This is a genomic window from Arenibacter sp. F26102, from assembly GCF_023015865.1.
GTDB lineage: Bacteria > Bacteroidota > Bacteroidia > Flavobacteriales > Flavobacteriaceae > Arenibacter.
In genome coordinates this window covers 290,727-304,219 of the sequence record NZ_JALKBC010000007.1, presented here as the reverse complement: position 1 = coordinate 304,219, position 13,493 = coordinate 290,727, and the positions used below count along the sequence as shown (strand labels likewise).

The 13,493-nt window shown below is 38.9% G+C and carries 9 protein-coding genes; 3 read left to right on the top strand and 6 right to left on the bottom strand.

Translation table 11 applies throughout. The annotated features are described in order from the left end of the window. Positions 1-69 precede the first annotated feature (69 nt). From MWU78_RS12625 to MWU78_RS12615, 3 genes are all read left to right on the top strand, one after another. Positions 70-1,914: a hypothetical protein gene (locus MWU78_RS12625; protein ID WP_246998237.1), complete on the top strand. Its 1,845-nt coding sequence runs from the start codon at positions 70-72 to the stop codon at positions 1,912-1,914. Positions 1,915-2,165: 251 nt separating this feature from the next. Then, positions 2,166-4,088 carry an ATP-binding protein gene (locus tag MWU78_RS12620; RefSeq protein WP_246998235.1) on the top strand — a complete coding sequence of 641 codons (1,923 nt, stop codon included), beginning with the start codon at positions 2,166-2,168 and terminating at the stop codon, positions 4,086-4,088. A gap of 8 nt (positions 4,089-4,096) precedes the next feature. Continuing rightward, positions 4,097-4,765 (top strand): response regulator, encoded by a 669-nt coding sequence (locus MWU78_RS12615; protein WP_246998233.1) that lies wholly within the window; start codon positions 4,097-4,099, stop codon positions 4,763-4,765. Positions 4,766-4,983: 218 nt separating this feature from the next. On the opposite strand, the gene MWU78_RS12610 is transcribed toward MWU78_RS12615, so the two are convergent. The 6 genes from MWU78_RS12610 to MWU78_RS12585 all read right to left on the bottom strand — a co-directional run bounded on the left by MWU78_RS12610 (position 4,984) and on the right by MWU78_RS12585 (position 13,474). Next, positions 4,984-7,959 (bottom strand): PA14 domain-containing protein, encoded by a 2,976-nt coding sequence (locus MWU78_RS12610; RefSeq protein ID WP_246998231.1) that lies wholly within the window; start codon positions 7,957-7,959, stop codon positions 4,984-4,986. 237 nt (positions 7,960-8,196) lie between these two features. Then, the gene (locus MWU78_RS12605; protein WP_246998229.1) at positions 8,197-9,066 is read right to left on the bottom strand and encodes a DUF4861 family protein; all 870 of its coding nucleotides are present in this window, start codon (positions 9,064-9,066) and stop codon (positions 8,197-8,199) included. A gap of 37 nt (positions 9,067-9,103) precedes the next feature. Further along, a complete protein-coding gene (locus tag MWU78_RS12600) occupies positions 9,104-10,603 on the bottom strand; it encodes a glycoside hydrolase family 88 protein (protein WP_246998227.1) in 1,500 nt (499 codons plus the stop codon). Positions 10,604-10,649: 46 nt separating this feature from the next. Further along, positions 10,650-11,447 (bottom strand): DUF4886 domain-containing protein, encoded by a 798-nt coding sequence (locus tag MWU78_RS12595; RefSeq protein WP_246998225.1) that lies wholly within the window; start codon positions 11,445-11,447, stop codon positions 10,650-10,652. Positions 11,448-11,475: 28 nt separating this feature from the next. Further along, positions 11,476-12,312 carry an alpha/beta hydrolase gene (locus MWU78_RS12590; RefSeq protein WP_246998223.1) on the bottom strand — a complete coding sequence of 279 codons (837 nt, stop codon included), beginning with the start codon at positions 12,310-12,312 and terminating at the stop codon, positions 11,476-11,478. 34 nt (positions 12,313-12,346) lie between these two features. Further along, entirely contained in the window at positions 12,347-13,474 is a 1,128-nt protein-coding gene (locus MWU78_RS12585) for a glycoside hydrolase family 88 protein (protein WP_246998222.1), read from the bottom strand. Positions 13,475-13,493 lie beyond the last annotated feature (19 nt).

The following is a 13,493-nucleotide window of genomic DNA, read 5'->3' as shown; positions in this document are numbered from 1 at the left end:
CGTAGTCTTGATTGTTGTATCAAAAAAAATTATGACAAGAAATAATTAATCCGTGTAAAAGCGAAACAAATGAAATTAGAAAAAATATTGGACAAACTAGGTTCACTGGAAAAGAACTCTTTTATAAAAATTATAGACCATATTATTTCTAAAAATCCCAAGAACTTAAAAGATATTGAAAAAATATTAAGCTCATCTGATAAAGGCCTCAAATCTGTTGACAGTCTTAACATTTCCAATATATTCAGTTTAACTTCAGATGAATTTACAGATTATTTAGTGTGCGAGTTTCAGGAAGCCAATTCACAATTGGATATTCTTATCGATATTATAATCAGGGATGGAAATTGCATAATGAAGCAAGATTGGTTTTCTAGACTTTACGAAACCGAGATCAAGAATTTAAAAGGTAAAATCAAAAGTTTAAACACAGAGCTGGAGAATGAAAAATCTGAATTGAGTGAATCCAGGAAAAGAGATTTCAGAATTTATAAAGCCTGCCTAGCTACAGCCTATAACAATGATATTATAAATAACAGGGACGCCAAAATAACTTCTGATGAACTGTCAATAATATTAACCTTATCAAAACAACTGGGTTTATCCCAAGAAGATGTTAAGCTTATTAATTACTCTATTTTACCAGTCAAAAAGGTTGAAATTCAGGAGGTAATTAACAATCTTAAAAACATTGGTGTTGTATTTTTTTCCAAAAAAGAAAATACTCTTTATGTGGCCGACGAAATGGTTAGATTATTAAGAAACGTTCGAAAAAATGAGGTTGCAGAAAAGTTCTATAGACGTACATTAAAACTACTGAGGGAACCCATTATCAACCAAATTTCCAAAGAGCACAATATTGATAGAAAACTATCCAATTCCCAAAAAATAGAACAAATTATAAATGAAGGAATTTCTTTTACCGATTTACTTTCATCAAAAATTTACAAGCCAGGAATAACCTTGACCGAAAAGAAAAAAACATTAAATGAACTTTGTGAGAAAGGACTCAATATTCCTAACCTTAAGGGCAGCACCCTAGAAGATAAAATAAATAGTTTGATAGAGCATTTTGAGAATGTAGAAAAAGATGAAAAAGTTGGCATATCCATAGATGGGTTTGATAAAATGCTGACCGAGTTAAATCAATCGCTACCAAAACTAAATAAGGAATTAAAGGAACAGTTTGAACTGCAGGAGGAATATGTATTGAATGCCGATTTTCTATTGGACTACAATATTAAACCAAGAGATATTTTAGATCTAATAACTAACCCTGAATTGTCCAAATTTATTAAGGACCATGGCATAAAACAACGCGGGGACGATATTCTAAATATTCTTGAACATTATAAGGATGTAGAAAATTTATATCTGGAAAACTTTGAAAATGTCGGCTATCGCAACCTAAATTTATTAAAGGAAAACGGTATTGCAGTTAAAGAAAGTGAGCTAGGTTTAAAATTCGAAGAACTGACCAAATCCATATTCAAATCTTTAGGGTTTAGCGTTGATGATAAATTTAAAAACCAACTGAACACCCAAAAAGATATGATGGACATTCTTTTAAATTTGGGGAACAATGAAATAATAATTGTGGAGTGTAAAACAATAAAAGAAAAAGGGTACAACAAATTTAGTTCGGTATCAAGGCAATTAAAATCCTATCAAAATTTAGCACTTAAGAATAATCTGAGAATTGTCAAAATTCTACTTGTGGCACCTGAATTTAGTGATGACTTTGTTTATGATTGTGAAATGGACACCGAAATGAATCTATCCTTATTGAAAGCCTCTAGTTTATCCAAAATTTTTGACGCATTTAAAGAATCAAAATATCAGGAATTTCCACATGTTTTATTTAGAGATATTGTAATTAACGAAGAGCGTATTATCAAGGCATTGACCAAATAAATTTAATTTACTACAAAAAGTTTTTGAGTGCTAAAGAAAAGCTTCAGGCATAAAAAAGAGTTAAGCACTAAACGAAAAAGCTATTGTTCAATACCGGCTACTTGTAATAAAACTGGAGTGTTTACACCCACCTATGTGAGCATGCCTTAGTTGGCAGACATGCGTCTCATTCATACCCCTTCCATCTTCTGCTGCGTTGAAGGCCATCTTAAGACGATGAGGCAAATAGGTGGGTCGGAAAATCTCTAATTATGATAAAAAGCGTTCTTAATTGTAATCCCTTTTTGTATTTTGGAGGGATGAAATTTAAGTTTGTCCTGTCACTTATTTTTGTCCTTATTTACAATTGTTGTCTAGCAGGTATTACCTCTGAAAGTATCCCGGCACATCCCACCAACCTTTCCTCCTTTTCTGTACAAACGGAAATAGATTCATTAGCACTACTCATAAAAGAAATTGGAGTTTTTGCAAAAAAGAAGGACTACCAAAAAGCTATTGTCTATTCCAAGAAATTACTCAAGCAAGCCCAATTGGCATCGGATAGTAGTTATATTATCAATGCCTATTGGAGGCAGGGATATTATTTTAAAAGTTTGGACCAATTGGATTCCGCCTACTTTTATTTTGATAAATCCTATTCCATGAATTTAAAGTTACATGACAGTATAGGTGCTGGAGACCGATTGCTGGATTTGGCCAACATTCAGAAAAGCTTGGGCGATTATAATGGAGGTATGATTACCGCAACTGAGGGTCTGAAATATCTGGAAGGCTCCAATGAAATAGAATCTACCACTGGTCTGTACCTAACAATTTCGGTCTGCCAGAAAGAATTGGGAAACAATAAAGAATCCCTCCGCTGGAACGACAAAATTTTTAGTTTGCTAAACACACATCCCTCCTCAGTCATAACAACGGAAAATCTGTCGGCCATTACCATCACAAGAGCTAATATCCTGGCGGCACTGCACAGATACAATTCCAGCTTTGACATACTGGATAGCATAGCACAAAGTACCAAAGGGAATAATCAATTTCAATATTCCCGCGCCATTTGTAATATGGCCCATTTTATGTGGTTGGAAAATAAGAATAACCCACAGAGCGAGTCCCTCCTCTTAAACTCCTTAGAAATACGGCAAGAATTAAATACGGTTTCCGGATTAATATCCAGTACCATTCATTTAGCAGAATATTATTTTGAAACCAATAAACCTTTGGCATTGACTTATGCCCAAAAAGCCCTTACCAACTCGAAAAAACTAAATAATTCCGTCGCTATTTTGGAAGCTTTGGATTTACTATTACCCCTAAAAAAATCCTTAGGACAGGATGTTTCCGAGGAGGCTATCTATTATTCCAAGGTGCAGAACAAGCTTGAAAAAACAAAACAGGCCGTTCGCTCTATTTATGCTGCTACGAAATATGACAACGACACTTTAGAAAAAAGAAACCTTTTGCTACTGGCCCAAGTTGCCATTAAAGAAAAACAGAATATTATGGCTTTGGCCGCCACAGTAATCTCAATTATTGTCATTGTGTTTGTGGTCTTTTATAAAAATCAGCAGAAAAAAAAGGAGCAGTTGGAGATGGCCTACAAGACCGAGCTACGCCTTTCAAAAAAATTGCACGATGAACTTGGCAATGACATTTTTTACCTTATGACGCAAGTACAAAGAGACCCACGGGAAATAGTAACTTCAGAAAAGGTCATAATTCTGGAAGGCTTAAACAGTATTTATAAAAGAATAAGGGATATCAGTAAGGAATATACGGCCATTAATACAGGTGAAAATTTTGGAAAGGAATTTTTGGCCCTTCTTAATTCCTATAGCTCACCCAAAACTAAATTAATAACAAAGGAACTGGCTTCGGATTTTTGGGACAACGTATCTGCAGCAGCTAAAATTGAAGTATATAGGGTACTGCAAGAATTACTGGTAAACATGAAGAAACATAGTCAGGCTTCCATGGTCGCCCTAACCTGCACCAAGAACAATAAACAGGTTGTTATAAAGTATGTGGACAATGGGGTAGGATTTAATACTTCGGAGAATTATCAAGGAAATGGCCTTAAAAATGTGGAAAACCGCATGAATGGTATAAACGGAAATATTAATTTCGATTCAAAACCAAACGAAGGTGTCACTGCTACAATAACATTTGCCATTTAAAAATTCATATGCGATTTGATAGAATATTTGTATCTGAGGATATAGACAGCAATAATTTAGGGGTTACCACAATGCTTAAATCATTTGGCTACACCAATATTGGCCACTCCCAATACTGTGATGAGGCCCTTTTGAAATTGAAAAGGGCAATCCTGGATGGCATGCCTTTTGGACTTTTAATAACCGATTTGTCCTTCAACGATGCAAGAAATAAAAAAAAACTTCAAAACGGCCAAGAACTTATTAGGGCTATAAAAGAATTTTACCCAGAAATAAAGATTGTTGTTTTTTCTGTGGAGGACGACCACAACACCATAAAATCTTTATTTGAAGACCAAAAAATTGATGGTTATGTTTGCAAGGGACTGAACGGACTCAAGGAACTTCAAAACAGCATTGAAGCCATTGCCAACAATGAAACCTACACCTGCCCCATAGCGACAGTCGCTCTACAACAAAAAAACACCTTGGAATTAAATGATTATGACCAAAAATTATTGTCATTATTGGCCATAGGTTATAAACAGAATGAAATTAGCATATTACTCAAAGAAGACGGCATTTCGCCCAATAGCATAAGATCTATTGAGGCCAATATTAGTAAATTAAAGGACTATTTCGATGCCACCAATACTACCCATCTAGTTTATATAGCTTCCAGCATGGGGCTGATTTAGTAAGAGTTAATTTCCTTCGCCGCCTTCATTTCTTAACCAATTTAGTTTATAAAAAAGGGTTCCAATACTCCGGAACCCCTCTTCTCTTAACTAACTTAACAACTTATTTTAATAATTTTTTACTTGAACTTTTTTTATTTATAAAATCAATCCGCCCTTTACAGATACTTGCTTTGAACAAGTTCTCCTAATCAAGGCATAATTAAACAGACCTATAACTAATAGTCCTTTTCTTTTACCGACCTCTCTTTGGGTATTTTGTTCAGGGTATACCAAGCCTCGGTAGTCCACAAACTCTTCCCAGAGTCACTTTTTAATTCAGGATTCAAGTGAAAATAAACCATATGATTTTCCTTCAATCCATTTAAACCCACAAATACCTTCTTACGGTCTTTGGATAATTGTATCCGTGACAATTTCATGTCGGCTTTCCCCAGTTTAGGGCCTCCGTATTCTGGGGTGGGTAAATAATACCAGGTTTCCACTTCCAAATGCTCGGGATTTAAAGTGATATTTTTGGCCAATGGTTCTGTCAACTCAATTTCAAAGCCATTGGAAAGCGCATTTATCCGTAGCATTTCAAATGTGGAACTACCGTTATATTCCAAACGCTGGAGTCCATGTTTAAGCTTTCCATAATGCCCCCAATTGCCCGAGACACCTATGCCTCCCACAATCAACGAACCATCTGGGGCCCACACCAATCTATTTACACCAGCCTCGATACCCTGCGAAAACCTAAATACGCTCCCCTGTAATTGACCCTCAACCTCTTCATAGGCAACCCTCTTGATTCCTCCATGGGTAACTTCACCATGTATCAGTTGGTTTTTATAGGGGCCTAGGTTTAAGTAGGTAGGCTGACTGGGAGAATTTCCTATTTCGTCCTGAGGCAACCAAACCACAGGAAGTTTCTCCTTCAAATCTTTGGTACCATCAAAATCTACCGACCGGGACCCGTAGAATTCCCCCTTTTTTATATGGACTATCTTAGAAGCAGGTAGCCAATCCCCTTGGTTATCTGCTACAAAAATCTCTTCATCTTCATTAAACCCTATTCCGTTAGGTGTCCTAAGGCCCGACGCTATAAATTCGACTGTACCATCCATTGGATTTATTTTAGCCACCTTGCCCCTATCCTTGATCTGCGGGTCAGCGCTTGCCCCACCAGGCATAATAGCGGTTGCCAATGTGGCATAGAAATACCCTTCCTTAAAAGCTAGACCAAATGCGAATTCATGAAAATTGCCGGATACCCCCCAATCATTACTAACTGTCTCGTACTCATCTATAACCTCATCACCATCATGGTCCATAAGCCTTGTAAGCTCGTGTTTCTGCAACACGTATATTTCATTGCCCACCACTTTAACGCCCAAGGGTTCGGCCAGGCCTGTAGCTATTCTTTTAACCTCGATGTCATTTCGGTCCTTGGCCAAGTAATTTTTAATGTAATAAACCGAGCCATCGGCATCCCAGGTACTTAGAACAAGGGTGCTGTCCGACTTAAAGTCCATCCCCCCTACCCTTGGCTCAAAACCATCGGGCCTCATGTCGTATAAGGAAAAGGAAGGGTGGACAGCAGCCAGGGATGCCTTATCCCCTGGCTTATTTACCTCTTGTGGAGGGGGAGGTGGCAATGGTTCGGATTTTATAAAATCTTTGGAAGAATAGGAAAGTACTTCCTCCGGGACAACGGTAAACATGTTGCTTTTTTTATCGAACCATTGTAAGGAGACGGCAGCGCCTCCACCACCTTGTTCAAAATCTATCTTTATCGTATGCTTTCCCGCCTTGAGATAGGTTTCGCCGTCTATTGCCTGAAAAGCATGGGCGCCCCCGTTATCAACAACCAGTTTATCATCAATATAAAGTTGTGAACCATCATCGCTAATCAACCTGAACACATAACTATCTTCCTTTTCTACGGTGATCTGGCCTTGAAAAACAATTTTTATATCCGAGTTATGACTACCAAAGTCTTGGGCAGAAAGGACATGGACACTGCTGGTCACCCCATTCTGTATAGGGGCTTCGGTATATTTCCTATCCTTGTCATTGGGATCTTTGACATAAAGATGGGCCACAAGGCCGGTACCATTTTTTGGCTCCATATCCGACTCGAATTTCAATGGATTCGACTTTTCTCCCAGGGTATATTTTATGGGGTTTCCTTCGGAGTCATTATTGCCATTGTCATCCAAGGCAAGGATATATTTCACCATGTCCTCCAGATCATTATCATCCAGATCCGGATGTGGGGTCATCACCGCCTGGCCCCAGACACCACTTCCGCCCGATCTTATTTTGCCTACTAATTTTTCAATCGTTCCCGTATCATCCCCATATTTTTCCGCAATGCTCATATATGAAGGTCCAACAGTTTTTTCCGTTTCGTTGTGACAGGCGACACAATCGTTCATCGCCACTAGAGCTATACCCGTTTTCTGTGTGTCCTGATCGGACCCGGAAGCTATTGCCTTCCTTTGGAGTTTATCAAAACCTGGATGAAAAAGGATACTTAGTTCTGTGTTGGTTTTGTTCAAAAGAAGGGTTCCCTCAATTTCAAAAAATTCACCATCCTCAAAGGTGATAATTTCCTTGATTATTTCTCCAAACGTACCATCTGTGGAAAAATCACCTTCATCTTCAAGAGAGGTAATAACCGTACTCAAGCCCACTTGATAATCTGTAGGGTTGGCCACCGTAAAATACCTGACCAATCCGTTTTTATCTCCTTTACGCTGGTATCTAGGTGATTCCTCTACCAAAATAATATCCCCTTCTGGAGTTCTTAGTTCAACTTTAAAAATTACTTCCCCATCCTTAAACCTATGGCCTTTGTACTGTATTATCGGAGTAATCTGACCACCATCTTTCCAAAGCACCCATTCCTCGTTATGTGAAAAATAGGCATAACCCAAACTGGTAGGTTGGGGTCCGTGCTTTGTGGTATAAACTGCTCCATCAAAAAATACTCCTCCGTTCCAAGCCTTATATAAGGTTGCGGTTTGGGTATCATAGGCAACCCAAAGGTTGTCGTTTAGCGCTGCTGTAGCCATTCGTGGTCTTTCATCCAAAACCGATCTAAAAACCCAGACTTCCCTAGGCCGTTCTTTATCTAATTTAGACTTGTCAGAATTACAACCCATTAAAAGCCAAAAGGCAAAAAAGGATACTAATAAATGCTTCATATAATTATTATAGTATTAATGTTTATTTTGGTCATTACTGTTTTACTTTTCTTTCTAGGCAATACCTCCCTCATAGGACATAAAAAGAATAATATCCATGCCATTTAAATACAACTTTTGAGATTTACCTATGATACCTATTTATCTGAAATAGAAAATCTATGGGGAAACGGCAGAAATTGGTTAATCAATACTCTTTAAACCCCCTTTATCATTTATTTTATTTAGGGTCCTTGATTAGTACTGGGATTCCTTATCGATTAGCGCTACAAACTTCTCAAAAGTATTGATATCCGATTCCTTTGTGTTGGCAGAAATTATCCAACTCTCGATTTGTTTTGTGGGTTTTGAGACCAACAGGTATTGATCTTCTTCCTGTATTTTTTGATCAAAATCATTAGAATCAAATAACAGTGCTGCCCCAAGTTCTATTTTTTCCAAAGCCACATCTTCAGGATGTAAGCCCCATGTTATAATATAATCCGATTCGTTTTTTACTTTTTGACCCGCATGATAATTAATCCCTGTAACAAATTGCACCTCATCGGAAGTCAACGCAAATGCTTCAACTTTAGCTTTTCGAATACCTGTAAAAACGGTTACCCTTACCAATATATCCACCTTGGTATTTTTATACGGAACTCCTTCTGAAAGCATTTCCATATAAGAAATCGTTCCCTCCTTCACCACGCGTCCAGTTCTTTTACTTATGGGATTTAATGGCACCACCTCTTCTCCATCCCACAATCGAATACCGCCAAGGCCAACGGTATAGCCCACTTTGTAATAATCCGCCCCCCATCCATCTTTTTGCTGATCTGTGGTAGGGTACCAACGTGCTTTCCTCAACTCTAGGCCAGCCTTTGTTTTAGAGTAAATATCAATAGCTCCTGTTTTATTAAAATACATTCTAAAACCTAGCCATTCATTTTCTATAGCGGGTCCATGATGCCCTAAATAATTGAACAAATCCCCTGTTTCAGAGCTTACCTCATTCAGGTATTTTGTACTGTCCTTATTGAAAAACAGGCTTACATCAGTATTATTCTGTGAATAAATACTGACACCTGTAAATAATAGAATTATGACTGTTACTGCTAGTCGCATAATAAATTCTTTATTTTATTGTTTTTTGATTCTGTCGCTATTCCCTATTTGCATATAATTGGGCCATCAATCCCATTCCCATTTGGGCAATTACCCTATAATTACCCTGTTGTAATTGTAGCCCACCCCTATTGTCCTGAGAAACTTCCTTTAAAAGACCATCAGGAGTCAAATAGTTTTGCAATGCCGTCCAGCACTTTTCAGCATACTGCCCGTAAGATATGGGCAAAAAACCTTCCTTTACCCCGATCAAAATAGCGGCGGAAATCCCGGCAGACCCAGAGGTATCGGGCGCATTATCCGTATCCATAAACCCATTCCATAATCCATTCGCCTTCTGCATAGAAATGGCATTATCTACCCCTTCCTTGAATTTATTGATAATCTCCCGATCTTGAATTTCTCCTTTTAGTTCGGATAGTGTTCTGGCAAAACCCAGTAAGGTCCATGCAGCCCCTCGTGCCCAGTTCTTATAGCTATATGATCCCTTATCACTATGGTACCTTAGATTTAGATTACCATTTTCTATAAGTACAAATCGATGTTTTAATTGTTCGAGCGCTCTCTTTTTTAAAGCAGGATCATTCCATACTTTGCCTATCACGGCCATTGGGTAGGCCACAGTATAACATCCTTCGGCAGTTACCGTAGGCCCATCGGTGACCATACCATTTTCTTGGGCGTAACTATCCCAGGCCTCTATGACCGTTTTTAATATGGGGTGGTCCGGATGAATCCGGGCCAGGGTTGCATACGGAATGGTGGACTCTATTCCATCAATTCTGTTATCTCTGGGGTCGTTCCTAGAGTTTTCATACTTTAAATTCTCCCCTTCAAAGAACAAATCAAAATGATCCTTAATTGCCGTCAATGCCCTCTCCTCTTTCTTCAAGGAATACAACTGCCAGAGGCCATCCAGTACGGTACCTTCCCGCCAACCAAATGCCTGAACCGAATCAATCGACATAAAGCAATTTAAAAAATCAGGAACTGTACCCTTTTCACTAGGAGACAATAGCAAATGCGGGGTGAATACATTATTACTACCTTCTGTTGAGGATTGCTCAAAAAAACCAAAAGGCTTGGAGGTAAGAAGCTTTACTTTTATGCCGTATTTATTGATCAAAGGAATATGTTTACTATCAATCTTCAATTCATAAGGAACCAGAACCGAAGAATGCCTAATATCAAGAATCCCTAACTGGGTTTCCCCTTCATCCGGAACATATACCTGTAAAATGGCCTGGTCCCACATTTCCAACGCTACGGTCATGCGTAAAAAAACATATGCATCCCGGGGCAATTGCTTGGATTTCAACAGCACTTCGTCATCAGGATTAAGTACGTGTGGAGACCATCCAAATGCAATCCTTTTATCACTAGTAATTTTAGCAGAACTACCTACAACACTCAAAGGAACTCTAGTTGCCTCTTTTAATTTCCACTGGTCGGGAGAAGAACAAAGCGTTAAATTCGGAACAACAAAAAGCCCCAATCCTACTGGTGGTATTGTTTCTAAAAATTTACGACGTTTCATATTTTGGATAGTTGGTTATACCTGATTTTTTCTTTAATGAACCTATCTACTTTGAAGCAACCCTTCTTAAGTATCGAGCCGTTTTTTTCGATATTTGCTCTGGTCTGAATTTTATTTTTTTTGGTGATTTCCCAAACAACTCCTTAAACCAAACACAGGCGGCAAGGTAGCAACCATTTTCGTTGGCATGGAACCGATCATTTGAGCTCCAAAGATCGATCTCTTCCGTTTTCTTGAAAGATCTATTAAAGGCGTCACCAGATGGTAAAATGGGTGAATTGTAACGTTCGGAAAGGACTTCGTAATTATTCTTCAGCCCTTGGAACATTTGATCCGATGTTATCCCAAAGCCCTTCAAACGAGGGCAGTCTGGGGCATAGGCCCAGGTTTCATGAATATAAATTTTGGCCTGGGGCGCGTATTTATTTACGTAATCCCGAATTTCATCTGCATAGGGTTGGTAGGTTTCCGCCTTGAAACTAAGATGGCTAACCTGCTGAATGGTAACAATATCCCAATCATCCGTTAACAACCACTCTTTTAAGCTCTTGCCATTATGTGGCCTAAGTGTTGGATCCGATTCACTTTGCTTCATTAGGTCTGCATGTTTTTCCAAATAGCATCCCCCAATATTTGCCTTCCCAATAATAATATTGCTGCCTTCTACTGATTCTGTAATTTGTTTCAAATATTTACAGGCATTATCTGCAAAACTATTGCCAATGGTCAATATCCGGACAGTGTCGGCTACCTTATTCGGAAGGTCATTCGTAATGGCTTTACCCGGCTGGGTAAGAAATGCAAATATTAGAATTAAGTAAAAATTGATTCTGAGGTTTTTCATAGAATAATTAGATTTAGATTATTCAATTTCAGTTTTGTTTCGATTTTAAAATTTGTTTAATATGTTTTTGCATTATATGACTGGCCGGCCAGGTCATTGTTCCGTGGTCGAAACCAGGCATTTCATAAAGGCTGGTCTCTTGATGCCCAACAACTTTCATCATCCGGTACATATAGGCATTTTCTTCATAGCGGCCCAACATTTCTATTTCACGGTCGCCGGTTATCAGTACCAATGGCGGAGCATCGGCACGCACATGGAACAAGGGCGCATATTTATCTACCACCGGTTGCTTGTTGCCTACACCATTTTCTTTCCGCACGGTCATATGGGTAATTGTATGACCACTAAAGGGAATCAGTCCGGCAATTGAATTGGCATCGATACCGTACTTTGCCAAATAACTTTTATCTAGGCCCACCATGCTGGCCAAATACCCCCCGGCCGAATGACCGGCAACGAAAATCTTTGTATTATTACCTCCGTATTTTTCAATATTCCTAAATACCCAGGCCACCGAAGCCGCAGCATCCTCAATATAGACAGGGTTTTTCACTTTGGGGTGCATGCGATAATTGACCGCAACTACTGCATTGCCTTTATTTTTCAAATCATTGGGAATGGATTTTTCCCCTCCTGTGAGTCCGCCACCGTGGAACCAAACAACAGTTGCAAAATCTTTTTGGTTTTCGGGATAATAGATATCCAGTTTGCAACGCTCGTTCATATAATCGTCCTTTTCCCCTTCGTAGACATCGATATAGGATAGGTCTTCGATCAGTTTATAGGTGATTCGCTTTTTCTGTGAAAAAACAAGTGAAACCGTACCTAGAAACAAACCAATTAGAATAATCTTCTTTCTCATATACTACTACCTCTATATTACTGAAAAATGAAATTTATCTTACCAAAGCTGTCGCACACCAGAGCAAAGGTGCTTGCCCGTGCAGGTCGCCAACAATGCGTGGCCGGTTCATATAATGTTCCCTGCTGTTCATAATGTTCGTACCGGCACACACCTCTGTAAGCTCATCATCGGCATTGATATAGTCGGTTAGGGCCAACCAACCTTTTCTGGCCGCCGTCCCGTAATTTTTTTTATTCAGCCAGCCTTCTTTAACTCCAGTAATCATGGCATAGGTAAACATGGCCGTAGCCGAAGTCTCTTTCCAGGCTTCCTCATCGTCAATGATCTGTCGCCACATTCCATCTTCTTCCTGATATTTCAGTAAAGCTGACATCATCTTGTGGTATCCTTCCATTATACGTTCTCTATTGGGGTTCTTCTTTGGAAGTATCCGAAGAATCTCGGCCATACCAACTGCCATCCATCCATTCCCTCGGCCCCAGCTAAAGTGCGCTTCGGGAGAATGATAGAACAACCCATTATCCAATTGTATTTCATCAAGGTACAAAACCATTTCCTTGGCGGCCCTATCGATATATTTGGAATCATCTGTAACCCTATATGCCTGAGCCTGTATTGCGGTAATCATGAACATATCATCGATCCAAATACGGGTCTGCCAAGAATAACCTTTCTTTGCCCAGTTTTCCTCTTCTGGCTTAGCATCCTTGGGTAATATCCATTGGGTGTCTGCATATTTCAATCCCAGTTCAAGGTATTTTTGCTTCCCGGTTTGCAGATACAGTTCCAAAGGAACCGCCCCAAATACATTATTGTCCACATGGTTGGGCTTGGGAAGTAAGTTCTTCTCCTCATTTAACAAGGGATGAAAACGATCTTCAAATCGACTAAAAAGCTTATTGTTTTTTGTTGCTTCGGCAAACCACATACCCCCAAGCCAGGTACACACATCTGGATAGGTAATTTGCTTTGGCGGTTTTGGCGGCTTAGTATTTCCGTATTGCGAATGGGAAGTGTTCAGAAACTTTTCAGCAATTCGCATGCCTATCTCCTGGGGCATTTTCCCCTCTGGAAACTTTTTTAAATTGTAATTGCTCTGTCCGGATACCGAAAAAGTAAAAAGTGTTAAAAATAAAATGGTTAGTGTATTAGTATGCATATGGTGTTTTTTATAGTTT

Bases quoted from the DNA above. Each gene is read 5' to 3' on its own strand.
- MWU78_RS12625 (WP_246998237.1), top strand. From the start codon at position 70: ATGAAATTAGAAAAAATATTGGACAAACTAGGTTCACTGGAAAAGAAC.
- MWU78_RS12620 (WP_246998235.1), top strand. From the start codon at position 2,166: ATGATAAAAAGCGTTCTTAATTGTAATCCCTTTTTGTATTTTGGAGGG.
- MWU78_RS12615 (WP_246998233.1), top strand. From the start codon at position 4,097: ATGCGATTTGATAGAATATTTGTATCTGAGGATATAGACAGCAATAAT.
- MWU78_RS12610 (WP_246998231.1), bottom strand. From the start codon at position 7,959: ATGAAGCATTTATTAGTATCCTTTTTTGCCTTTTGGCTTTTAATGGGT.
- MWU78_RS12605 (WP_246998229.1), bottom strand. From the start codon at position 9,066: ATGCGACTAGCAGTAACAGTCATAATTCTATTATTTACAGGTGTCAGT.
- MWU78_RS12600 (WP_246998227.1), bottom strand. From the start codon at position 10,603: ATGAAACGTCGTAAATTTTTAGAAACAATACCACCAGTAGGATTGGGG.
- MWU78_RS12595 (WP_246998225.1), bottom strand. From the start codon at position 11,447: ATGAAAAACCTCAGAATCAATTTTTACTTAATTCTAATATTTGCATTT.
- MWU78_RS12590 (WP_246998223.1), bottom strand. From the start codon at position 12,312: ATGAGAAAGAAGATTATTCTAATTGGTTTGTTTCTAGGTACGGTTTCA.
- MWU78_RS12585 (WP_246998222.1), bottom strand. From the start codon at position 13,474: ATGCATACTAATACACTAACCATTTTATTTTTAACACTTTTTACTTTT.